The organism is Burkholderia territorii, assembly GCF_001718335.1.
Taxonomy (GTDB): Bacteria; Pseudomonadota; Gammaproteobacteria; order Burkholderiales; family Burkholderiaceae; genus Burkholderia; species Burkholderia territorii.
Window position 1 is genome coordinate 792,583 of the sequence record NZ_CP013367.1, and the last position, 21,754, is coordinate 814,336.

Sequence of the window (21,754 nt, forward strand, 5' to 3'; positions counted from 1 at the left end):
CTCGCTCGGGAATGAACGATGCGGCGACGTGGTGTCGGCCATTCGCTACATCGGGCGGCGCATCACGCCCGTTACCTCATACTCAGCATAACTACGTTCCTGACACGACCCGTTGCGAAGAAGGCCATATTCCATCTGATCCGTTTATCGGTTGCGCCCAACCGGCCTCATGCAGGCTCCATCCCGTACAAGCCCTTCACGGAATCGGCTTGCGGAGACGCGAGATACGCGAGAAACCGCGCAGTGGCCGCGCGATCGGACGCCGTGCCGCATATTGCCGCCGCGAACACCGTCACCGCCTGGACCTCATCCGGCAGCGGTCCGGCGACATCGATGCCCGGCGCATGCATCAGCTCGCTCAACTGCTGAAAGCCGAGCTCGACGTCGCCGGCCGCGATCAACCGGCCGACCGGCACGCCCGGTGGCGCCTGCACGATACGCGGCGCGATCGTGTCGGCGATGCCCCAGCGCGCGAACAGGCGATTCAGGTGCGCACCGCTCGGTCCCGTCGAGTAACCGATCCGGCCGGCCCGCAGGATCGCATCGCGCAACGCAGCCTCGGTGCCGATCTCCGGCCGCGTCGCGCCGCTCGCCACCGCGACCGCGATGCCTGAGCGGGCAACGTCCACGCGGCTGCCGGCATCGACATGACCGCTCGCCGCCAACTGCTCGATCGCATCGGACGCGAGCACGACGAAATCGAACGGCTCGCCGTTCCGCACGCGCCGCGCGGCATCGACCCCGCCAATCGACGTGATCGACACGTGTGTACCCGTTTCGTGCTCGTAAAGGGCCGCGAGCCTCGCCAGCAGTGGCCGCGTCGCCATCGACGAAATACCCGCGGCGGTCGCCGCCCCGCCTGACGCCGCCATCGCCGCCGCCTGCATCAGTCGATGTAGCGCAGGCCGGCCTGACGCAGCGGCTCGCGCATGTCGTACATGTCCAGACCCAGCACGCCGGACGCGAGCTTCGCACGCTTCGCCGCTTCGTTCGCCTCACGCGCCACGGCCTTCTCGAGCACTTGCGCCGCACGCGCGGCCGGCACCACGACCACCCCGTCGTCGTCCGCGACGATTACGTCGCCGGGGTTGACGAGCGAACCCGCGCATACCACCGGTACGTTCACCGATCCGAGCGTCGCCTTGATCGTGCCTTTCGCCGAAATCGCCTTGCTCCACACCGGAAACTGCATCGCCTCGAGCACCGCGACGTCGCGCACGCCGGCATCGATGATCAATGCGTGCGCGCCGCGCGCCTTGAAGCTGGTCGCGAGCAGGTCGCCGAAATAGCCGTCGGTGCAATCCGCGGTAATCGCCGCAACGACCACGTCGCCGGTACGGATCTGTTCGGCGGCAACGTGCATCATCCAGTTGTCGCCCGGATGCAGCAGCACCGTGACCGCCGTGCCGGACGCACGCGCGCGCGGATAGATCGGCCGCATGTACGGCTTCAGCAGCCCCGTGCGGCCCATCGCTTCGTGTACCGTCGCCGAGCCGAGCGCGCCGAGCCGCGCGGCGACGTCCTGATCCGCGCGATGGATGGTGCGGTACACCACGCCGAGTTCAGTCATGATCAAAGCCCCTTCGCTTTCAGTTGCGCATCCAGGCGCGGATAAACACGCCGTGCATTGCCTTCGTAGATCTTGTGACGCGCGTTCGCGTCGAGCGACGACGCCTCGATGTATCGCTTCGTGTCGTCGTAGTAGTGCCCCGTCTCGGGATCGATGCCGCGCACCGCGCCGATCATCTCGCTCGCGAACAGGATGTTGTCCACCGGAATCACGCCGGTCAGCAGGTCGATGCCGGGCTGGTGATACACGCACGTGTCGAAGAACACGTTGTTCAACAGGTGGTCCTTCAGAAGCGGCTTCTTCAGCTCCTGCGCGAGCCCGCGAAAACGTCCCCAGTGATACGGCACTGCGCCGCCGCCGTGCGGAACCACGAACCGCAGCGTCGGGAAATCGCGGAATAGGTCGGAGGTCAGGCACTGCATGAAGGCCGTAGTGTCGGCGTTCAGGTAGTGCGCGCCTGTCGTGTGGAAGCACGCGTTGCAGCTCGTGCTCACATGGATCATCGCGGGAATGTCGTACTCGACCATCTTCTCGTAGATCGGGTACCAGTAGCGGTCCGACAGCGGCGGGCTGGTCCAGTGACCGCCCGACGGGTCCGGGTTCAGGTTGATTGCGACGTTGCCGTATTCCTCGATGCAGCGCACGAGCTCCGGAATGCACGTCGCGACATCGACACCCGGGCTCTGCGGCAGCATCGCGGCCGGCACGAAATGATCGGGAAAAAGCCGATGCACGCGATGGCACAACTCGTTGCATACGGCCGCCCATGTGCTCGATACCTGGAAATCGCCGATGTGATGGGCCATGAAGCTCGCACGCGGGCTGAAGATCGTCAGGTCGAGGCCGCGCTCGCGCATCAACCGCAGCTGGTTGTGCTCGATCGATTCGCGCAGTTCGTCGTCGCCGATGTTCAGCTCGGCGACCTTCGGCTGTTCGGACGGACTGCCGAGCGCCGCGACCTGGCGATTGCGCCACGCTTCCAGCGCCTTCGGCGCGGTGGTGTAGTGACCATGAATGTCGATGATCATTGATGCTCCTGCGTTTGATGATGAGTCCGGCTCCTTGCCAACGACCGCGCCGGACGGCGGCGCGCAACGTGCGTCAGTGCGCCGGGTTTTCGAGTTCCCGCGGTTCCGGCGCGGCCGTATGCTGCGTCGTCATGATCGCGATCGCGGCCAGCGTGGCCGGCACCGCGAGCATCGACAGGATCGCGCCGAACTTCCAGCCGAAGCCGAGCAGCGCGCCGCCGATCGCCGAGCCGAAGATGCTGCCGAAGCGGCCCATTCCGAGCATCCAGCTCACACCGGTTGCGCGCGCAACGGTCGGATAGCGTCCGGGCGCGTAAGCGTTCAGCCCCGTCTGCGCGCCGCTCATGCAGAAACCGGCCGCGAACACCAGCAGCGCGAGCGACGACGACAGCGCGCCAGCCCACGCGAGCACGGCCACGCACAGGCCGCCGCCGAGATACGCGGCGCCGATCACCGGCGCCGGCCGCACGCGGTCCATCAGCCAGCCCACGCAGATCGCGCCGACCGTGCCGCCGATCTGGAACATCGCGGTCACGTTCGCGGCCGTGCTGACGGACAGGCCCGCGTCCTTGATCAGCGTCGGAAGCCAGCCGGTCAGCAGATAGATCACCAGCAGGCCCATGAAATAGGTGATCCACAACGACAACGTGACGCGGCCATACCCTTGCGAGAAAAGCACGCCGATCGGCTTGCGCGTCGGCAGCGGCGGCTCGTTCGATACAAACGTCTCGTTGCCGCTGAACTGACCGCCACACACGCGGTTCAGCAACGCGCCGATGCGTTGCGACGGCGCGCCGCGCACGGCAAGCAGCCGTGCCGATTCGGGCAGCAGCCAAAGCTGCAGCGGAATCAGCAGCAGCGGCAGCGCGCCGCCGAACAGCAGCACCGAGCGCCAGCCGTGCAGCGGGATCAGCCAGCCGGCGACGAAACCGATCAGCGCCGAGCCGAGGTTGAAGCCGGTAAACATCACGGTGATCATCAACGCGCGCATCCGCTGCGGTGCGTACTCCGACAACAGCGTCGTCGTGTTCGGCATCGCCGCGCCCAGACCGATGCCGGTCAGCAGCCGCAGCATCGCCATCTCGAACGGCGAATGCGCGTGCGCGGTCAAGATCGTGAACACGCCGAACAGGAACACCGACGCGATCAGCACGCGCTTGCGCCCAAACCGGTCGGCACTCGGCCCGGCCAGCAGCGCGCCGATCACGAGGCCAATCGGCGCCGCGCTCATCACGAGACCGAATTCAGGCCGCGAGATCGCCCAGTCGCGAATCACCGACGGCGCAACGAACCCCATGATCGCGACGTCCATCCCGTCGGCGATCACGACGAGGCAGCACAGCACGACCAGCAGCCACTGGTAGCGCGACACCGGCCTCTCGTCAATGAATGCCTTGATGTCGATTGTCTTTCCACTGTCCATCATGACTCTCCTGTCTCCTTGGAGACGATCGACCTGTCGATTCGTCATCCTATTTATATGGTTCGATACGCTGCCGGCGTTCCGGCGTTCCGGTCCCGCAGGCGCGGCGATCCCGCGCGCCTTCGTCCTGCCTTACGTGTTGCGCGGCTTGTCCGCGCCGTCCCAGCCCAAGGGCCCGGCGCTCTTTCCAGCTACCGAATACAGCGCCCCCGGCGCGTTGCGCGTACGCTGGAACGCCTCCAGCGATTCGCCGCGCATCGCCGCATAGATATGCAGGTTCGATACGCCCGTCACCGCACCGAGCTTCTCCAGCAGGAAAAAGATGACGCCGTAGCGCAGCAGGCCGAGCCAGTCGCGTCGGCGAATCAGGTCGCGCTCCGCCGTGTCGAGGCCCGCGGCTTCGAAACTCGCCTCGGGGTCGCTCAGGAACTGCGCGCGATGCGCAGGCTCGATCATCCGGTGCAGATAGTCGTTGATCCGGTACGCGCGAACCGCGCGCTCGATCGTGAACGGGTAGGTCCCCGGCAGTCGCTCGACGCCGGAGAGCTCCGCCGCCATTCGCTGCCGATGGCGTTCGGCCGCCGCCTCGTCGACGTCGGTGTCGGCCGGCTCGTAGACGGCCGTTGCAATGCCCGTCATCGACGGCAGGTAGTAGCTGCGGTGCCGGCACACGACGCCGGCCGGCAATGCACCGCGCATCGTGAGCCACATCACGACCTCGGCGCCTTCGAAACCGCCAAGCGTCGCATATTCGCCGAGCGGCATTGCGGCCAGGCGCTCCGGGTCGTCCTGGAGCAGATCGAGAAAGCGCGCATCCCATTCGGGATTGTTGAAACCGGAACGCTCGCCGTGCACCTGGTGCGACAGCCCGCCGGTCGCGACGATCGCGACGCGCAGGTCCTCCGGATAACTCTCGATGGCGCGCCTCAGTGCCTGCCCGAGCCGATAGAAGCGGCGCGCTGACGGCACCGGCAACTGCAGCACGCCCATCTGCAGCGGCACGAGCTGCACCGGCCAATCGGGACGATGCGGGCACAGCACCGACAGCGGCGAGAAACAGCCGTGATCGAGCGGCTTGTTCTGGAAGAATGACATGTCGAACTCGTCGGCCATCAACGACTGGCCGATATGCGCGGCCAGCATCGGGTGACCCGCGATCGGCGGCAGGTCTCGCGCGCCACCGCCTTCGTCCGCCGGATGCCACTGCGGCCCGACGCCGAGCGCGAACGCCGAATAGTGATCGAAGAAGAACGACGTCACGTGATCGTTGTAGATGAACAGCAGCACGTCGGGGCGTTTTTCGGCGAGCCACGCGCTCAGCGGCGCGAAGTTTTCGAAGATCGGTGCCCAGACAGGGTCCTGCTGCTTGTTCTTGTCGAACGCGAACCCGATCGTGGGCGTGTGGGAGGCCGCGATGCCTCCGATGATCCGTGCCATGCCAATGCTCCTTCGTGATGCTCGAATGCGTTCCGGCTTCGCCGTCCGCTACTGATGAATGCGTGCGCGTACGCTCACGCGCCGCGGCCGTTCGGCTGCGGCGCGAGACTGCGCTTGACGATCAGCGCGAGCGGCACGGCGAAGACGAAATGCGACATGAACCCGCCGATGATCACGTTCGGATCGAAATAGTTCGGGTGATTGCTCGACGCGATCATGATGAGCGCGTGCATCACGATCCACGCGATGATCGCGAAGAACAGCGCGACGAACGTCGCCTCGAAGCCGCGCCGGCGAAACCATGGCCAGATCGCCGCGAACACGATGCCCCACGACAGCGCGAACGCGAAGTGGATCGCTGTGCCGATGAAGTACGCGCCGATGCCCAGCGCATCCTGCGCGGCCTTGCCGAACACGAGCCCCGTCGCGTTGCGCGGAATGCCGGCGAGCGGCATCAGGTGCTGCGCACCGACCCAGACGAGCGCCTCGTAGACCCAGATCAGCACGGCCCCCGCCAGGCCGCCGCGAATCCCCGCGCGTACCGTGTCGGCAAACGTCGTGCTGTCCTGCGCTGCTTGCGTCGTTTCGCGTGCTCCGATGATGTGCTGCTGTCCCATTGGGCTGCCTCATTCGTGAATGGGGGCGCCGCGCTCCGCGCAACCCCTTTGTGATCGGACGAACAATGAATCAGATGGCGGCCCGATGCGCCGGCAACCGCGCGCTTGCTGTCGCCGGAACTGAAATTACTCATTCGGCAGCGGGACGAAACAGTCAGGGTAAACCCTTTAATCGCAGCGAAACGGCATGTCCGACACGCTTTCAGCCGGCATGCGAACGGCGCCGCCGATGCCTGGAACGCCCGCCGGGCATGGCGCTCGGGGATGGAGACGCGCTAGGTTGCCGATCGCGGCCCGTTGTCCGTCGATTCGCGATCGATAAATAAAACAGATAGCTGGATAAGCGCGACGCAAGTTCTGCCGCCGCCGTTCCGGTAAAGTCGGTCAACGCGCTTCGATGCTGGCGCAGCTCGCGCGGATGCACGCAGGTCATGCGCGATCGCCGCCGCGACGCACATCGCCCGACCGACCCATGGACAACACCGAACTCCCGAACCTCGCCTTCCTGTACGCGGTGCAGCGCGTTGCCGAAACCGGCAGCGTGAGCCGCGCCGCCGCCACACTGTTTCGTGCGCAGTCTGCCGTCACACGCGCGGTGCAGGACCTCGAGACGGCCCTCGGCGAACCGCTGTTCGATCGCAAGCCGTCAGGCATGCTCGCGACACCGGTCGGGCGCGCGGTGCTGAAACGCGGTGAGCGCGTGTTCACCGAACTCGGCGCGCTCGCGAGCTGGTGTGCGCTGCGCCAGTCGCGCCGCCGCGCATCGGCCGAAGGCGGCCTGCCCGCGTATCTGCTCAACACGCGGCGGCTCCAGCTGTTCTCGACGCTCGCGCGGTATCGGCACATGCCGAGCGCCGCGCGAGCGCTCGGCCTCACGCAGCCAGCCGTCAGCAGCGCGATCCGGATTCTCGAGAGCGGTGCGGGTTTCGCGCTGTTCCATCGTCATCCGCGCGGCCTCCTGCTCACGACCGACGGCGAGACGTTTCTGCTTCATGTGCGGCGCGCGCTGAACGAATTGCGGCACGTCGCCGACGACGTCGCCGCGCTGCACGGCAGCATCCAGGGTGTCGTAACCGTCGGTGCGCTGCCGCTCGGCCGCACGCTGATCCTGCCCGAAGCGGTCGCGCGCGTCGTCTCGCGATTTCCGAAGGTGCACGTGATCACCGACGAAAGCGCATACGAGGCGCTCGTCGCCGGCGTGCGCGCGGGCGACATCGACTTCATCCTCGGTGCGTTGCGCGCGAGCGATCCGGCAAGCGAACTCGAGAACGAGCGGTTGATGTCCGAGAACCTCGTCGTGCTCGCGCGGCACGATCACCCGCTCGCCGGCGTCCGGAACCTCGGGCTCGCGAGCCTCGCCCGCGCGCAATGGATCCTGCCGCGCAGCCATGCGCCCGCGCGCGGCCTGTTCGAATCGCTGTTCCGGCGCATGAAGCTCAAGCCGCCGATGCCGACGGTCGAAAGCGCGGACCTCGCGGTGATTCGCGGCCTGCTGCTGCATAGCGACATGCTCGCGGTGCTGTCCGCGCAGCAACTGCGCTACGAATGCGATGCGGGGCTGCTGGCCGTGCTCGATGTGCCGATGCGCGAAACGACCCGCGACATCGGCCTGATGACACGCACCGGTAGTCCACCGTCGCCCGCGGCGCGTGCGTTGATCGACGCGATACGCATCGTCGCGACCGAGGTCGCGCGCACGCCGCACGCCCCTGCCGCGACCATCGCGCGATAAGCAAAGTGCATGGCCGGCGAGCCCGATTCGCATCGGGCCGGTCGAATCCGTTGCCCCACAATGCAATCAATACACGGAGCCGTGTGCAACCGATGCGCGTAGCCGCCATAAGGCATTGCGATACCGCCCGCGCATCACACACCCGAGGAGCGACACGCATGATCGACCCGGCAATTTCCTTCATTGGTTTCGGCGAAGCCGGTGGGCTGCTCGGCGGCGCGCTGGCCGCCCGCGCCGTGCGCGTGACGATGTACGACCGGCAACTCGACGACGCACGGTCGGCGCCCGCGATGCGCGGCAAGGCCGCGCGCCTGCACGTCGAAGCCGCATCTTCACTCGCCGCCGCGATCCGCGACTCGCGCTGGATCGTGTCGGCCGTCACGGCGTCGTCCGACGCGGAAGTCGCGGCGGCGGTCGCCGTGCACATCCGCGCCGGACAGACTTTCATCGACATCAATTCGGTATCACCCGCGCGAAAGCAGCATGGCCAGCGTCTGATCGAAGCCGCCGGCGGGAGCTACGTCGAAGCGGCGGTGATGGCGCCCGTACCGCCTCACGGCCTCGCCGTGCCGATGCTGCTGGCCGGCCCGGCGGCCGAAACAGTCTCGCTCGAACTGAATGCGCTCGGCTTCCATGCGCAGGCCGTGTCGACCCGCGTCGGCGTGGCGTCGGCGGCCAAGATGTGCCGCAGCGTGATGATCAAGGGAATCGAAGCGCTGACCGTCGAATGCCTCGGCGCGGCGCGCGCATACGGCGCCGACGCGCTCGTGCTCGCGTCGCTGCGGCAGACCTTCGACACGTTCGCGACGCTGCCCGACCTGCCCGGCTACCTGATCGGCCGCGTTGCCGAACACGGCCGCCGGCGCGCGGCGGAGATGCGCGAAGTATGCGATACGCTGCGCGAAGGCGGCGTCACGCCGGAGATGAGCTCGGCATGCGCGCGCGTGCAGGATGCATTCGTCGACAGGATGGCCGCCCGCGGGCTTGATTACCACGCGCTGCTGCCGCTCGACTGGCAAGATGTGCTCGACCGACTCGACGACCGGTTGCCGCGGGCACCGGCCCCCGGCGACTGACGCACGACCGCGATCGCGATCGCGATCGCACTATCACTGTACCTGCGCCGCATGCGGCAACGCCGTCGCGAACACTGCGTCGACAAACCGGACCACGTCGTCGAGCGACGACGTGCATGTCGCACCCGCAGCGAGTTCACTAAACGCGCCGTCCGGCCCGAGGCAGATGAGCGGCTTGCACCAGCGCCGCGCGAGCGCGATCTCCTCGGCCGTGCCGTGCCCGCCGGGTAGCGCGACGATCAGGTCGCTGCTCAACACGTTCACGTAGTTGCGATTGATCGTGTGTGGATCGGCGCCCGGCTCGCGGCGCGGCAGCGGCGTGAGGATCGGTATCTCGACGAACGGATGCGGATAGCCGTCGAGCGGCACGAAGCCCGCGTGCGGATCGGCCCGCGTCGGCACGATGCCGATCGACCGGCCGGCCCGTCCCGGCACGCCGGCGAACGCACGCGCGACCGCCAGCATCACACCCTGGCCGCCGCCCGTCAGCAGGTTGAAGCCAGCCTGCGCGAGCCATGCGCCGAGCGGCTCGGAAAACGCGAGCCATGGCTCCTTGCCCGAGCCCATCACGCCGATCGTTCGGTTCTTGAGTTGCATGGTGAATTCCAGTGACGAATTCCAGTTGAATTGCGGCGTGACGCCGGGTCGCGGCACCCGGCGCCACGCCGCACGTCGTCATTCGAGTTCGACGCCCTTGAGTTCCGGAATCAGGAACAGCGTCGCGATCATGTCGAGCACGTAGAGGCCGGCGAGCAGCGCGATCGCCGTCTGGAACGAATAGTGCGCGGCGAGCGCGCCGACGGCCACCGGCCCGAAACCGCCGACCGCGCGGCCGATGTTCCACAGCACGTTCTGCGCGGTCGCACGCGCTGCGGTCGGATAGCCTTCGGACATCAACGTGCCGTAGCCGCCGACCATCCCGTTGACGAACATCCCCATCAGCGCGCCGGCCCACAGCATGGCCGTCGGGTCCGACAGGCGCGCATACGCGATGACCGTCACGACCGAACCGAGCTGATACAGCAGGAACGTCGGCTTGCGGCCGATGCGATCGGCGAGCTGCCCGAACGTCCAGACGCCGATCATCATCCCGACGACGGTCGCCGCCGTCCACAGCCCCGACTTCGTCAGCGAGAAGCCCATCTGCTTCGACAGGAAAGTGGGCAGCCAGATCATGATCCCGTAGTAGCCGAAGTTCTGGACCGAGCACAGGATCACGATGCCGAGACTCGTGCGCGCGGTGCGGGCGTCGGCGATGAGCATCCGGAACGCGTTGGCCCGTGGCTGCGCCGCGCGCTGCACGAAAACCTCCGGCTCGTGCAGCCGGTTGCGCAGCAGCCACGCGAGCAGCGCGGGCAGCACGCCGACCACGAACATCCCGCGCCAGCCGACATGGAGCAGCAGCAGCGGCGTCAGCAGCGCGGCCAGCAGCACGCCGGCCTGCCAGCCGAGCGCAACGTAGCACGACACGCGCGCCCGCTTGCTCGCCGGCCACGCTTCGGCCGCGAGCGCCATGCCGATGCCGAACTCGCCGCCAAGGCCGATGCCCGCGATGGTCCGGTACACGAGCAGATCCCGGAAGCCCTGCGCGAACGCGCACAGGCCGGTGAAAACCGCGAACAGCATGATCGTCCAGGTCAGGACGCGCACACGGCCGTAACGGTCGCTCAGTGCACCGAACAGAATGCCGCCCGCGACGGCGCCGATCAGCGTCCACGTGACGAGCGCGCCGCCCTGCCCGGGCGTCAGTTGCAATGCCGCGGTGATCGCCGGCAGCATGAAGCCGAGGATCAGCAGATCGAAGCCGTCCATTGCATAGCCGATCGCCGAGCCGGCCAGCGCCTTCCACGCGTACGCGTTGACCTGATCGTCGCGCGACGGCGCCGGATCGCCCAGCGCCGAAGATCTCATGTTTGCTGCCATGGTGTCCTGCCGGAAATGTCCGGGCGACATTCTAAAGCCTCCCCCGTGCATGACGGGCCGGCGGACGCGCGCACGCGCAAAGCGTCGCGCGGCCCGCTTCCGGGAACGGAGGCAGGCCGCGCGGGTAATGAATTTGAAAGATGGTGAAGTCGGCGATCGCACAATCAGGCGGGACACCGAAACAACGCGATGAAGCGGATGTTGCGAGGCCGGCATCGCCGCCGGCGCGGATCGACCGGCACTGGAGCGGTGCCGGCGCGGTGCTGCCTCAGCCCTGATCGTCGCCGGGCCACCAGGTCTTTGCCGCGCGCTCGACGAGCAGCGTATCGAGATCCTTGCCTTCGAGCCATTTGGGTCGCGGGCCACGGCCCGACCACGAGCGGCCGGTCGTCGGATCGTAATACTTGGCAGGCGCCTTGCGTTTTCGCTGGACGATGTAGCCGAGGGCGCTCAGCACTTCCTGCTGCGTGATGCCCAACAGCTCGACCTGCTCCTTGAACGCCGCGAGTGCGGCTTGCTTCTCTTTCTGCTTCGCTTCCGACAGCTTGATGTTCAGGTCCCGAAGTTGTGCTTCGAGCTCCTGCAGGGCCTGGGTCATGTATTCATCCTCTTTGGGCATGTTTTTATTCAAAAAACCTCCGATGGGCGAAGCTATCACGAAGTTCCGCCAATCTGTGTTGCGATATGTGAATCGGTTGCCTGGACCTGTAAGGCTTTCGAAGTATGCCGAATGTCGCGCCATCGTCGAAAAACACATGGCATCGGCACGCAACACGAGGCTCGGCGCGTTCGAGCGCGCGACGAGCCGTCGGTGGCGACCTCCTCGCCACCTGCCGCCGCATCGGACAGGCGCGGCATGGCGCGAATGATAGCAGTGCGCATCCGTCATGTTCGAGGACTTTTGCGGTCCGGCGCACACTTGCCTTCGCGAGCCCGCGAGTGTCGGCGCAGGTGCAGCGGTTTACATGCCGAAGCTGCAACCCTCCGGCGCGACCGGCGCATGCAGGATCGCTGCCGCGCGCGGCGTTCAGCGCGCGCTCGATATGGACGACGTAACGTTCAGCTTCGCCGGGCAACGCGGCCCGGATGCGCTCGGCGTGTTCGTAAACCGGCACGCACGCAGCCGCGCGCCGGATCGCGTCCGTGACGAACACGTATCGCGACGGGCCGTCGCTCCCGATCCTTCGAACGCGTCAGGACAGCGGCGGCGCATCGCGCAGCACCGCTTGCAGCCCGGTTGCGAACGGCGTCGCATGATCGATGCCGAGTGCGCGCACGCTCGATGCATCGAGGTGGCAATCGTACGGACGCGGCGTCGCATCGGCCGGCGTGTCGATCCGCGCGAGCGTCGCATCGATGCCGAGCGCGGCCGCGATCCGTTGCGCGATGCCGTACTTCGTCATCGGCTCCTCGCCCGACCAATGACGGATGCCCGTGACGGGCGAGCCCGCGAGATGCCGCAGCGTCAGGTCGCGGATGACCGCCGCGACGTCGGGTGTGTAGGTCGGATAGCGGATCGCCCACGCGTCCATCCCGACCGCATCCGCACCCGGTCGCGCGGACGCGACGATCGCCGGCACGAGGCTCGTGACGGCGGACTCCTGCCAGTCGACGATCGGCCCGTAGAGCAACGGCAGGCGCAGCACGCATGCGAGCGGCGACGCGGCGAGCAACGCGGCCTCGCCTTCCAGCTTGGTGCGGCCGTAGATGTTCAACGGGTTCGGCGTTGCGTCCTCGCGGTACGGTGCCGCGTTGCCGTCGAACACGTAGTCGGTGGAGATGCCGAGTGTCCACGCGCCGTAGCGTGCGGCGAGCGCGCCGATGCGGGCCGGTGCGTCGACGTTGATCGCGCGCGCGGCCGCGGGGTCGCGTTCGCAGACGTCCGGGCGACGTTCGGCGGCGCAGATGATTACGGCAGCCGGCCGGGAAGTCGCGAAGAGGTGTTCGAGCGCCGGCTGATCGAGCACGTCGAGCCGGGCGACGTTTTCCGGCGACAGCGCGAGGCGCCGTGCGCCCGCGGTGTCCGGGTGACGGATCGTTCCGATCGTCGTCAGCGACGATTCGCGGGACAGCGATGCAGCAACCGCACGGCCGAGCAGGCCGGACGCGCCGATGAGAAGGATGGTCGGATGCGGCACGGTGGCGAACGATGAAAGGGGATGAGGGCCCCCAATCTATACGAGAACACGCAGTCGATGTCGATTTCGCGCGCACGTCGACGACGTGCGTATGATGAAAAAGGCCCGATGCGCGATTGCGCGCACCGGGCCCGTCGTGCGGCACGAAGTCTCGCGTCCGCTTACTTGCGGTCGAACGAATAGCGCCCCGGCCCGCTTACCGCGAGCAACAGCAGCCCGCCGATGATGCTGATGTTCTTGTAGAAGTTGATCATCGCCAGATACTGATCCATGCCCTGCAGCGCCCAGTAGCGATGCCCGATCAACGCGGTCGCGAGCGTATAGACCGCGAACACCAGCGCGAGCGGACGCGTATAGAACCCGACCGCGATCAGCGCGCCGCCGACCAGCTCGACCGCCACCGCGATCACCGCCGACAGTTCCGGCGACGGTGCGCCGGTCGACGCCATGTACGCGACCGTGCCCGAGAAGCCGTTCAGCTTCTGCCAGCCGAACAACACGAACAGGATCATCATCAGCACGCGAGCCGCCAGCAGCAGCTCGTCCTTCTTCGACTCCAGCGAAACGTAACGCATAGCAATCACCTTGATTTGACGGTTTGACGCATTCGGTGCCGACGGCCGCGCAACGGCGGATCCACGGATCGGCAACGAACCCTCCTCGCACGCTCGAACCGCGGGCCGTCCGGCCCGCTGCCGAAGAATCCGTTCCGTCGCGCCGTCGTGGCGGGCTGCGGTGCGGTTCTGGCGAAGCACCGATGCAGTCTACTGTCTCACCGGAAATCATCAATCCGTCAAAACAAGATTCGCTGTCTCTATTTAGTGGACAATTGTCACGTAACAAACGCGTCATGGCCCGCCGCGCACATTTCGCGCCGGCATACCACACTGGCGGATCACATCAAATCGATCGGCAACGTCTTGTCGAGATTGTCGTGCCATGCGCGAATGGTCTTCGGCACGGTCTTTTTCCATGCCGGCACGCTCGTGTAATAGCGCATCCGTACCTTGCCGTGGGCATCGAATACCAGCAGGCCGATCCACAGATCAGTGCCGCGACGCATCACGATCGCGGCGTTCGTCGTTGCGATACCGCGTACCCAGTACGACTTCACGCCGGCATGCAGGCCGTCGAGATCCTGCTCGTCCGCGCTGGAATTGACCGTGTCGACGAGCGTCTGGTAATCGGCGCCGAGCAGCTTGTGTGCGATCGCGTTCTGCCGCGCGTCGGTCAGCACCTTCAGGGTCACGAGATCCGCCGCCTGACTCGCCTGCGCCTTCGATGCCGTCACGTAGTCGCCCGAATACACGACGCCTGCACCGGCGCCGCAATCGGCATCGCCGCCCTGTTGAGCGACGTGCACGCGCCCGCCCTTGCGGCTGAAATCGAGCCGGCAGCGATCCTGGCGGAACGTGCCGGTGTCGCCGTGCAGTTCGATATCGCCGCTCAGGCCGCCGGTATTCGCGCCGTTGTTGCCGCTCAGTTCGAAGTGAAGGCGCGGTGCCGTGCCGCTGAACGTCAACACGCCACCGAACGACGGGTTCGCGCTGTCGCGATACCACGTCTGCTGCCAGCGATCGGCCGCAAGCGACGTGCCGTTCAGGTTCGCGAGCCGCTCGCGATAGCGGTCGCCGAGGCATGATGCATCGTTTCCACAACGATCGCGCTGCTTGAGCCAGTCCAGCTGCGCAGCCTTCAGCGCGGCCGTATCGCCACCCTTGGCAAGCGCCTTCTTCCACGCCGCCGCCAGTTCTCCGTCGAGCGCCGACAGCCCGGCATCCGCACAGATCGCCTTCTCGCTCGGCGACGCGGCTTTCGCGCAATCGAAGCCCGCCGCATGCACGGCCATCGGCAAAATGGTAAGCATTGCCAACATCATGACGGATCGCAGGTTCGCGCTCCGCGCATGCCGGCCGTAACGCGCGGCTGCCTCTCGCTCGCCCGCGCGAGCATTCGATCGGTTCTTCGTTGTCATTGGACTGGACTCGTCGTGGATGGCGGGGAGTAGAAGCTACGTGGCCGATGCGGTTCGAGGTAAAAACACCCGGTCCGGCATGCGACGCCGGCCGTCGCCCCCGGCGAAGCCTAACGCGAATGCGCGTCGTCGATCAACGCCGCGCAGCACCGGGGACGCGCGCATGGAAAGCCCCTGCGATACCGGCACACGAATGCCGAGACGAGACCATCGCGACGCTGAATACATCAAGCGGCACGCCGCCCACCGATGCGCCCGCGCGACGCGCCCTGCCGCTCGACGAAAGCCGTCGCGGCGTCCACCGCGCGTGCAACCTCGCCTTCATCGGGTCAAAAGAACGTCGCGCAGCGCACCGCGCCCGCTACGCCCGCGCGCCCAACCGTTCGGCCAGAAACCCGATGAACGTGCGCAGCGTGACGAACCCTTCACGGTGCTGCGGAAACACCGCGTTCAACGTGATCGGCGACGGCGCATATGCATCGAGCACCGGCACGAGCGCGCCACTGTCGAGCGCCGAGCCGACGATGAAATGCGGCAGCAGCGCGATGCCGAGCCCCGCGATCGCCGCGTCGCGCACGACTTCGCCGTTGTTCGCGACGAGCGGACCTTGCACGTCGAACGTGCGCGCGGCGCCGTCGACCCGGAATTCCCAGCCCACACGCCGCTCGCGCCCGTACATCAGGCACGTATGGCCGGCAAGGTCGGCCGGCGTCGCAGGCGCGCCCTGTCGCTTCAGATACGCGGGGCTCGCGCACGCGATCATTTCCCAGGCGGCCAGCGGCCGCGCAATCAGCGTCGAATCCTCGAGCGTGCCGATCCGCAGCACGAGATCGAAGCCCTCGCCGATCAGGTCGACACGCCGGTCGGTCAGGTCGACGTTGAGCCGCACGGCCGGATGCGCGGACAGGAATTCGGCGATCAGCGGCGACACGTGCGTGATCCCGAACGACAGCGGCGCGCTGATCTTCAGCGAACCGTGCAGCTCGGTGCTGCGCACCGACATCGCCTGCTCGGCGTCCGCGACTTCGGCCAGGATCCGCTGCGCGCGCGCATAGAACTCCTGCCCCGATTCCGTGACCGCGAGATTGCGTGTATTGCGATGGAGCAAACGCACGCCCAGCGCGGCCTCGAGCGCCATCGTGCGCCGGCTCACGAACTGCTTGGACAGCATCAGTTGATCGGCCGCCGCCGTGAAGCTACCCGCATCGACGGTCGCGACGAAGATCCTCAGGTCGTTGAATTCCATATTGTCCACCTCAGAGTGACAGTCATTATCACTACAGCCATTTATTTGTCAAATCGATTGACCTAAGATTCATCTCAACGAACGGCCGGGCCCACTTCCGAGGACCGGCGATATTCAGGAAAAAATCATGATCGAGACTCGTGCAGCAGACCAACGTGGCCATGCCGAGCATGGCTGGCTCAGCTCCCGTCACACGTTTTCTTTCGCGAATTACTACGATCCGAAGCAAGTCGGCTTCTCCGACCTGCTGGTGATCAATGACGACCGCGTCGCGCCGGGCCGAGGCTTCGGCACGCACCCGCACCGAGACATGGAAATCCTGTCGTACGTGCTCGACGGCGCGCTGGAGCACAAGGATTCGATGGGGACCGGCTCGGTGATCGTGCCGGGCGACGTCCAGCTGATGAGCGCGGGTACGGGCGTGCGTCACAGCGAGTTCAACCACTCGCACGAGACGCCGGTCCACTTCCTGCAGATCTGGATCGGGCCGGCCGAAAAGGGCGCCGAGCCGCGCTATCAGCAGACGAACATCGCGGCAGACGACAAGCGCGGCAAGCTCACGCCGATCGTGTCGCCCGACGGTAGCGGCGGTTCGCTGAAGATCCGCCAGGACACGCGGATCTACGCGGGCCTGTTCGACGGCGATGAACGCGCCACGCTCGAACTGGCGCCGGATCGCTTCGCCTACGTGCATGTCGCACGCGGCAGCGTGACGGTCAACGGCGTGACGCTCGGCGAAGGCGACGGCGCACGGATCCGCAACGAGCAGTCGCTCACGTTCGCGGACGGCAAGGATGCCGAAGTGCTGGTATTCGACCTGCGTCCGGTCGAAGTGACGGCCGAGTGGGCATGACGCCCGTTCGGAACATCGAGCCCCGCTGAAGCGGGGCCTTCTCAATCGGAGATTCGCAACATGGCCAAGGTACTCGTTCTCTACTACTCGTCCTACGGGCACATCGAAACGATGGCGCAGCACGTCGCGGAAGGCGCGAAATCGGTGCCCGGCGTCGAGGTCACGCTCAAGCGCGTGCCTGAAACCATTCCCGTCGACCAGGCGAAGGCGATCGGCATCAAGGTCGACCAGGCCGCACCCGTCGCCACCGTGGACGAACTCGCGGGCTACGACGCGATCATCTTCGGCACCCCGACCCGCTTCGGCAACATGGCCGGCCAGATGCGCACGTTCCTCGACCAGACGGGCGGCCTGTGGATGAAGGGTGCGCTCGTCGGCAAGATCGGCAGCGTGTTCGCGTCGACCGGCACGCAGCACGGCGGCCAGGAAACGACCATCACGTCGTTCCACACGACGCTGCTGCATCACGGGATGGTGATCGTGGGCGTGCCCTATGCGTGCAGCGGGCTCGTCAACATGAACGAAATCACGGGCGGCACGCCGTACGGCGCGACCACGCTCGCGGGCGCGGACGGCAGCCGTCAGCCGAGCGCGAACGAACTCGACATCGCGCGCTACCAGGGCAAGCACGTCGCGGAACTCGCCGCGAAGCTCGCGTCGTAACGCGGGCGCCGCCCGCCCCGGGACACCCGGGCGGGGCGGCGCGTGCCGCCGGTGCGCGGCACGCACGAGAAAGCACGGCGCCGGTCGACCCGGCGCCGCTTTCCGGCGCGCGAGCGCCGGCTGTTACTGGCCCGTTACTGGCCCGTTACTGGCCCGATGCCGGCGCGGCCGGAGCGGGTGCCGGCGCCGCCTTCGTCGCGGGCGCCTTCTCCACCGCGTTCTGCGGATAATTGCTCTGATCGTTGGTCAGCCGGTAGCCGGTGCCCGTGCCGATCGCCTTCAGGTCCTTCGCGTGGCGCGCGCGGGCGGCCTTGCGGGCTGCCTTCTTCTGCGCCTTGTCGAGCTGCTTCTGCGTCGGTGCGGACGCCGGATCCTGCGCGTATGCCGCCGGCGCGGCGGTCAACAGCAGACCGAACGACGCCGTTACTGCCACTGCCACCGAAACCACGCGAGACTTCGTCATGGCCGGATCTCCTTGTCGATGTTGGTTGTGGGTCGAACGCCGGCACGCACGCGACGGACGTCGGCGTGCGACCACGGCGCCGATGCAACGTTAGCCGATCGCCGCGCAAATGTCCGTGCCGGTTCCTGAATTCTCCTGATAACGGCAACGATACATGCGCGGCAGGCGCCCGGCCCGCCGGCGCGGCGCGCGTGCCATCAGGGAAACCGATAGCATCGCGCGGCCGGGCGGCGCCGCGCAGCGCCGCTCAGATCCAGCGCGACAGCATCGGCAGCAGGACCGGCACGACGAACGCGGTCAGCACGCCGTTCATTCCCATCCCGAGGCCCGCGAACGCGCCGGCCTCCTCGCTGACCTGGAACGCGCGCGCGGTGCCGATCCCGTGCGACGCGACGCCGAGCGCGAAACCGCGCACCGCCGGCTCCTCGATACGCAGCGTGTTCAGGATCGCACGGGCGCACACGGCGCCGAAGATCCCGGTCGAGATCACCAGCACGGCGGTCAGCGACGGAATGCCGCCGATTTCCTGCGCGACGGCCATCGCGATCGGCGTCGTCGCGGATTTCGGCGCGAGCGACGCGATCGTCTGGTGCGACGCGCCGAACAGCGCGGCGATCCCGACCGCCGACACGATCGCGGTCAGCGAGCCCGCGAGCAGCCCGACGAGCAACGGCACCGCGGCGCGCCGCAGCTTCGACCACTGGCGGTACAGCGGCAGCGCCAGCGCGACGGTCGCCGGGCCGAGCAGGAAGTGGACGAACTGCGCGCCTTCGAAATACGTCGGATACGGCGTGCGCGTGATCGTCAGCAGCACGACGATCAGCGCGACCGCGATCAGCACCGGGTTCGCGAGCGGGTTGAAGCGCGCGCGTGCATAGGCCGCCTGTGCGATCAGGTACGCGATCAACGTGATCGTCAGGCCGAGCAGCGGCGTGGCCGCGAGGTAGACCCAGATCGCGCCGAGCTTCGGGAAGGCCGTCATCGCGTGCCCTCCGCCATGCCGTCCGCGCGCCGCTGGCGCCGCAGCAATGCACGCGTGACGAGTGCGGTCACGGCGATCGCGAGCGATGTGCTCACCGCCAGCGCGACGACCACCGCGAGCGCATCGCCGCGCACGCGGTCGGCCGACACCATGATGCCGACGCCGGCCGGCACGAACAGCAGCGACAGATGGCGCAGCAACTCGAGTGCGGTCGGCTCGATCGCGTCGGCCACCCGCGGGCGCAGCATCACGAAGCCGAACAGCAGCAGCATGCCGATCACCGGGCCCGGCACCGGCAGGCCGAACAGATAGGACACCCCTTCCCCGAGACACTGGAAGGTCAGCAACACCGCGAATGCCTGCAGCATGAAGCTTCTCCCGAACGTGGCCGCGCGATCGTGCAGGCGCGCGGCCGATGAGCCGGCGGCTTGCCGCGCCGGCGTGGACGATACGCGCGATCGTATCAACAAAGGCCGACGGCCGGGCCGCCGGCGTGGCGCGCGACCGCGGGCAACCGCCCTGCAGCCGGATCGAATCGATGCGACACTTGCCGCCGGACGATGCGAAAACGACGCAATCGTCGCGCAAGATGAGGCGTCGCATACGCTCGGCGCGATCGCGTCATCGATTCGCTCGCAGCGAATGCGTACCGCACGACGCACATGAAACATGCATCACGGGGCGGCCACCTGCCCTCGCCGCATCAAGGAGAAGGTTCGATGTTTTCGTGGTTTGAACGGCGCCTGCCGACATTCCCGCTCGAGGATCCCGCCACCCCGCCGAAGGGATTCTTCTCGTTCGTCTGGGCGTGCACGAAAGGCGCGCGCAGCTGGCTTCTGCTGATCGCGCTGACGTCGGCCGCGCTCGCCGCTTACGAGGCGGCGCTGTTCGCGATGATGGGACGCGTGGTCGACTGGCTGTCGTCGGCCACGCCGGCCGACTTCGGCGTCCGCCACTTCGGCACGCTCGCCGGCTTCGCCGCGATCCTCGCGGGCAGCGCATTGCTGATCGCGCTGCATACGATGGTCAAGCATCAGGTGCTCGCGATCAACTTCCCGATGCGGCTGCGCTGGCTGTTTCACCGGCTGATGCTCGACCAGAGCCTGTCGTTCTACGCGAACGAGTTCGCGGGCCGCGTGACGACGAAGATCATGCAGACCGCGCTCGCCGTGCGCGACGCGCTGTTCATGTCGGTCGACGTCGTGATCGGCGTCGGCGCGTACCTGATCGGCATCCTCGCGCTCGCGGCGAGCTTCGACTGGCGGCTGATGATTCCGCTCGCGCTGTGGGCGCTCGGCTACGGCGTCGCGTGCGCGTATTTCGTGCCGCGCCTGGGCGCTGTGGGCAGCCGGCAGGCCGACGCGCGCGCGCTGATGACAGGCCGCATCACCGACGCCTATTCGAACATCACGACCGTGAAGCTGTTCTCGCACACGCGCCGGGAAGCCGACCACGCGCGGCGCGCGATGGAGGCGTTCAAGGTGACCGGCGATGCGCAAATGCGGCTGGTCAGCGCGTTCGAGGTCGTCAACCATCTGCTGTCGACGCTGCTGCTGATCGGCTCGACCGGCGTCGCGCTTTATCTGTGGCTGCACGGCGAGGCGAGCGCGGGCGTGGTCGCGGCCGTGGTCGCGATGGCGCTGCGCCTGTCGAGCTACTCGCACTGGATCATGTGGGAGATGACCGAACTGTTCGAGAACGTCGGCACGATCCAGGACGGCATCAACACGCTGACGAAGGTGCGCAGCGTGGTCGACGCACCCGATGCGAAGACGCTCACCGTGCAGCGCGGCGGCATCGTGTTCGATAACGTGCGTTTCGCGCACGAGGACAACGACACGCCCGTGTTCGACGGGCTGAACCTGACGATCCGGCCCGGCGAGCGGATCGGCCTCATCGGCCGCTCGGGCGCCGGCAAGTCGACGCTCGTGAACCTGCTGCTGCGCTTCTACGACGTCGACGGCGGCGCGATCCGGATCGACGGGCAGGACATCGCGCACGTGACGCAGGACAGCCTGCGCGCGGCGATCGGGATGGTCACGCAGGATACGTCGCTGCTGCACCGGACGATGCGGGAGAACATCCTGTACGGCCGCCCCGACGCGACCGAAGACGAGATGCGCGACGCAGCCGTGCGTGCTGAAGCGTCCGACTTCATCGAGCGGCTGCGCGACCGGCATGGGCGTAGCGGCTACGACGTCGAGGTCGGCGAGCGCGGCGTGAAGCTGTCGGGCGGCCAGCGGCAGCGCGTCGCGATCGCGCGCGTGATGCTCAAGGATGCACCGATCCTCGTGCTCGACGAAGCGACGAGCGCGCTCGATTCCGAAGTGGAAGTCGCGATCCAGCGCAGCCTCGACACCCTGATGCACGGCAAGACTGTGATCGCCATCGCGCACCGGCTGTCGACGATCGCGGCGCTGGACCGGCTGATCGTGCTCGACGAAGGGCGCATCGTCGAGAAAGGCACGCATCTGGAACTGCTTCAGGCCGGCGGCATCTACGCGGCGCTCTGGGCGCACCAGAGCGGCGGGTTCCTCGGCGAGACGGCGGACGCTGAAGGCGCCGAGCAGTGATGTTCAGGCAAGCGCGGCACGCACACGACGGCCTGCCGCGCTGGCGTTACAACCG

Annotated in this window: 21 protein-coding genes; 5 read left to right on the plus strand and 16 right to left on the minus strand. The window is 67.1% G+C overall.

Annotated elements, in window-relative coordinates; all coding sequences use genetic code 11:
• Window positions 1-167: 167 nt before the first annotated feature.
• The 6 genes from WS51_RS29480 to WS51_RS29505 all read right to left on the minus strand — a co-directional run bounded on the left by WS51_RS29480 (window position 168) and on the right by WS51_RS29505 (window position 6,075).
• Entirely contained in the window at window positions 168-827 is a 660-nt protein-coding gene (locus WS51_RS29480) for a substrate-binding domain-containing protein (RefSeq protein WP_230938242.1), read from the minus strand.
• Between the two features lie 59 nt (window positions 828-886).
• Window positions 887-1,570, minus strand: a complete 684-nt coding sequence (gene ligK, locus WS51_RS29485; RefSeq protein WP_069230294.1) for a 4-carboxy-4-hydroxy-2-oxoadipate aldolase/oxaloacetate decarboxylase — start codon at window positions 1,568-1,570, stop codon at window positions 887-889.
• 2 nt (window positions 1,571-1,572) lie between these two features.
• Window positions 1,573-2,598 carry an amidohydrolase family protein gene (locus WS51_RS29490; RefSeq protein WP_069230295.1) on the minus strand — a complete coding sequence of 342 codons (1,026 nt, stop codon included), beginning with the start codon at window positions 2,596-2,598 and terminating at the stop codon, window positions 1,573-1,575.
• A gap of 73 nt (window positions 2,599-2,671) precedes the next feature.
• A complete protein-coding gene (locus WS51_RS29495; RefSeq protein ID WP_059951803.1) occupies window positions 2,672-4,021 on the minus strand; it encodes an MFS transporter in 1,350 nt (449 codons plus the stop codon).
• A gap of 132 nt (window positions 4,022-4,153) precedes the next feature.
• Complete coding sequence (locus WS51_RS29500) at window positions 4,154-5,458, minus strand: gallate dioxygenase (RefSeq protein ID WP_059845922.1); 1,305 nt, start codon at window positions 5,456-5,458, stop codon at window positions 4,154-4,156.
• A gap of 74 nt (window positions 5,459-5,532) precedes the next feature.
• On the minus strand, window positions 5,533-6,075 hold the full coding sequence (locus WS51_RS29505; RefSeq protein ID WP_147957545.1) for a hypothetical protein: 543 nt from the start codon (window positions 6,073-6,075) through the stop codon (window positions 5,533-5,535).
• Window positions 6,076-6,547: 472 nt separating this feature from the next.
• Between WS51_RS29505 and WS51_RS29510 the strand changes: the two genes are divergently transcribed.
• Together WS51_RS29510 and WS51_RS29515 are read left to right on the plus strand one after the other, a co-directional pair.
• Window positions 6,548-7,807, plus strand: a complete 1,260-nt coding sequence (locus WS51_RS29510; RefSeq protein ID WP_069230296.1) for a LysR family transcriptional regulator — start codon at window positions 6,548-6,550, stop codon at window positions 7,805-7,807.
• A 92-nt stretch (window positions 7,808-7,899) separates the two neighbouring features.
• On the plus strand, window positions 7,900-8,883 hold the full coding sequence (locus WS51_RS29515; protein WP_236872434.1) for an NAD(P)-dependent oxidoreductase: 984 nt from the start codon (window positions 7,900-7,902) through the stop codon (window positions 8,881-8,883).
• Between the two features lie 33 nt (window positions 8,884-8,916).
• Here the strand turns inward: WS51_RS29515 and WS51_RS29520 are convergent, their stop codons facing one another.
• The 7 genes from WS51_RS29520 to WS51_RS29550 all read right to left on the minus strand — a co-directional run bounded on the left by WS51_RS29520 (window position 8,917) and on the right by WS51_RS29550 (window position 16,165).
• Entirely contained in the window at window positions 8,917-9,480 is a 564-nt protein-coding gene (locus tag WS51_RS29520; RefSeq protein WP_059951769.1) for an SLOG cluster 4 domain-containing protein, read from the minus strand.
• Window positions 9,481-9,558: 78 nt separating this feature from the next.
• Window positions 9,559-10,806, minus strand: coding sequence for an MFS transporter (locus WS51_RS29525; RefSeq protein WP_069230298.1), 1,248 nt, complete (start codon window positions 10,804-10,806; stop codon window positions 9,559-9,561).
• A 268-nt stretch (window positions 10,807-11,074) separates the two neighbouring features.
• Window positions 11,075-11,404 carry an H-NS histone family protein gene (locus WS51_RS29530; RefSeq protein ID WP_059449241.1) on the minus strand — a complete coding sequence of 110 codons (330 nt, stop codon included), beginning with the start codon at window positions 11,402-11,404 and terminating at the stop codon, window positions 11,075-11,077.
• 595 nt (window positions 11,405-11,999) lie between these two features.
• Window positions 12,000-12,944 (minus strand): dTDP-4-dehydrorhamnose reductase family protein, encoded by a 945-nt coding sequence (locus tag WS51_RS29535; RefSeq protein ID WP_069230299.1) that lies wholly within the window; start codon window positions 12,942-12,944, stop codon window positions 12,000-12,002.
• 161 nt (window positions 12,945-13,105) lie between these two features.
• Window positions 13,106-13,519, minus strand: a complete 414-nt coding sequence (locus WS51_RS29540; RefSeq protein WP_059449243.1) for a DoxX family protein — start codon at window positions 13,517-13,519, stop codon at window positions 13,106-13,108.
• Window positions 13,520-13,839: 320 nt separating this feature from the next.
• The gene (locus WS51_RS29545; protein ID WP_069230390.1) at window positions 13,840-14,823 is read right to left on the minus strand and encodes a lysozyme inhibitor LprI family protein; all 984 of its coding nucleotides are present in this window, start codon (window positions 14,821-14,823) and stop codon (window positions 13,840-13,842) included.
• A gap of 457 nt (window positions 14,824-15,280) precedes the next feature.
• Window positions 15,281-16,165, minus strand: a complete 885-nt coding sequence (locus WS51_RS29550; RefSeq protein WP_059943769.1) for a LysR family transcriptional regulator — start codon at window positions 16,163-16,165, stop codon at window positions 15,281-15,283.
• A 127-nt stretch (window positions 16,166-16,292) separates the two neighbouring features.
• Here WS51_RS29550 and WS51_RS29555 point away from each other — a divergent pair, with 127 nt between their 5' ends.
• Window positions 16,293-17,018, plus strand: coding sequence for a pirin family protein (locus tag WS51_RS29555; RefSeq protein WP_069230300.1), 726 nt, complete (start codon window positions 16,293-16,295; stop codon window positions 17,016-17,018).
• Window positions 17,019-17,078: 60 nt separating this feature from the next.
• Window positions 17,079-17,681 (plus strand): NAD(P)H:quinone oxidoreductase, encoded by a 603-nt coding sequence (gene wrbA / locus WS51_RS29560; protein ID WP_059449247.1) that lies wholly within the window; start codon window positions 17,079-17,081, stop codon window positions 17,679-17,681.
• 145 nt (window positions 17,682-17,826) lie between these two features.
• Here wrbA and WS51_RS29565 read toward each other — a convergent pair whose 3' ends face one another.
• The 3 genes from WS51_RS29565 to WS51_RS29575 form a co-directional block, all read right to left on the minus strand.
• Window positions 17,827-18,144: a hypothetical protein gene (locus WS51_RS29565; protein ID WP_059595666.1), complete on the minus strand. Its 318-nt coding sequence runs from the start codon at window positions 18,142-18,144 to the stop codon at window positions 17,827-17,829.
• 247 nt (window positions 18,145-18,391) lie between these two features.
• Window positions 18,392-19,126, minus strand: a complete 735-nt coding sequence (locus WS51_RS29570; RefSeq protein WP_069230301.1) for an LrgB family protein — start codon at window positions 19,124-19,126, stop codon at window positions 18,392-18,394.
• Complete coding sequence (locus WS51_RS29575) at window positions 19,123-19,494, minus strand: CidA/LrgA family protein (protein WP_059505825.1); 372 nt, start codon at window positions 19,492-19,494, stop codon at window positions 19,123-19,125. Before WS51_RS29575 ends, WS51_RS29570 begins: the two co-directional genes overlap by 4 nt.
• 351 nt (window positions 19,495-19,845) lie before the next feature.
• Between WS51_RS29575 and WS51_RS29580 the strand changes: the two genes are divergently transcribed.
• Entirely contained in the window at window positions 19,846-21,699 is a 1,854-nt protein-coding gene (locus tag WS51_RS29580) for an ABC transporter ATP-binding protein (RefSeq protein ID WP_069230302.1), read from the plus strand.
• Window positions 21,700-21,754 lie beyond the last annotated feature (55 nt).

Bases quoted from the DNA above. Each gene is read 5' to 3' on its own strand.
- WS51_RS29570 (WP_069230301.1), bottom strand. From the start codon at position 19,126: ATGACGGCCTTCCCGAAGCTCGGCGCGATCTGGGTCTACCTCGCGGCC.
- WS51_RS29515 (WP_236872434.1), top strand. From the start codon at position 7,900: ATGCGCGTAGCCGCCATAAGGCATTGCGATACCGCCCGCGCATCACAC.
- WS51_RS29545 (WP_069230390.1), bottom strand. From the start codon at position 14,823: ATGATGTTGGCAATGCTTACCATTTTGCCGATGGCCGTGCATGCGGCG.
- WS51_RS29520 (WP_059951769.1), bottom strand. From the start codon at position 9,480: ATGCAACTCAAGAACCGAACGATCGGCGTGATGGGCTCGGGCAAGGAG.
- WS51_RS29490 (WP_069230295.1), bottom strand. From the start codon at position 2,598: ATGATCATCGACATTCATGGTCACTACACCACCGCGCCGAAGGCGCTG.
- WS51_RS29530 (WP_059449241.1), bottom strand. From the start codon at position 11,404: ATGACCCAGGCCCTGCAGGAGCTCGAAGCACAACTTCGGGACCTGAAC.
- WS51_RS29480 (WP_230938242.1), bottom strand. From the start codon at position 827: ATGGCGACGCGGCCACTGCTGGCGAGGCTCGCGGCCCTTTACGAGCAC.
- WS51_RS29565 (WP_059595666.1), bottom strand. From the start codon at position 18,144: ATGACGAAGTCTCGCGTGGTTTCGGTGGCAGTGGCAGTAACGGCGTCG.
- WS51_RS29495 (WP_059951803.1), bottom strand. From the start codon at position 4,021: ATGGACAGTGGAAAGACAATCGACATCAAGGCATTCATTGACGAGAGG.
- WS51_RS29505 (WP_147957545.1), bottom strand. From the start codon at position 6,075: ATGGGACAGCAGCACATCATCGGAGCACGCGAAACGACGCAAGCAGCG.
- WS51_RS29500 (WP_059845922.1), bottom strand. From the start codon at position 5,458: ATGGCACGGATCATCGGAGGCATCGCGGCCTCCCACACGCCCACGATC.
- ligK (WP_069230294.1), bottom strand. From the start codon at position 1,570: ATGACTGAACTCGGCGTGGTGTACCGCACCATCCATCGCGCGGATCAG.
- WS51_RS29550 (WP_059943769.1), bottom strand. From the start codon at position 16,165: ATGGAATTCAACGACCTGAGGATCTTCGTCGCGACCGTCGATGCGGGT.
- WS51_RS29540 (WP_059449243.1), bottom strand. From the start codon at position 13,519: ATGCGTTACGTTTCGCTGGAGTCGAAGAAGGACGAGCTGCTGCTGGCG.
- WS51_RS29580 (WP_069230302.1), top strand. From the start codon at position 19,846: ATGTTTTCGTGGTTTGAACGGCGCCTGCCGACATTCCCGCTCGAGGAT.
- WS51_RS29510 (WP_069230296.1), top strand. From the start codon at position 6,548: ATGGACAACACCGAACTCCCGAACCTCGCCTTCCTGTACGCGGTGCAG.
- WS51_RS29525 (WP_069230298.1), bottom strand. From the start codon at position 10,806: ATGGCAGCAAACATGAGATCTTCGGCGCTGGGCGATCCGGCGCCGTCG.
- wrbA (WP_059449247.1), top strand. From the start codon at position 17,079: ATGGCCAAGGTACTCGTTCTCTACTACTCGTCCTACGGGCACATCGAA.
- WS51_RS29555 (WP_069230300.1), top strand. From the start codon at position 16,293: ATGATCGAGACTCGTGCAGCAGACCAACGTGGCCATGCCGAGCATGGC.
- WS51_RS29575 (WP_059505825.1), bottom strand. From the start codon at position 19,494: ATGCTGCAGGCATTCGCGGTGTTGCTGACCTTCCAGTGTCTCGGGGAA.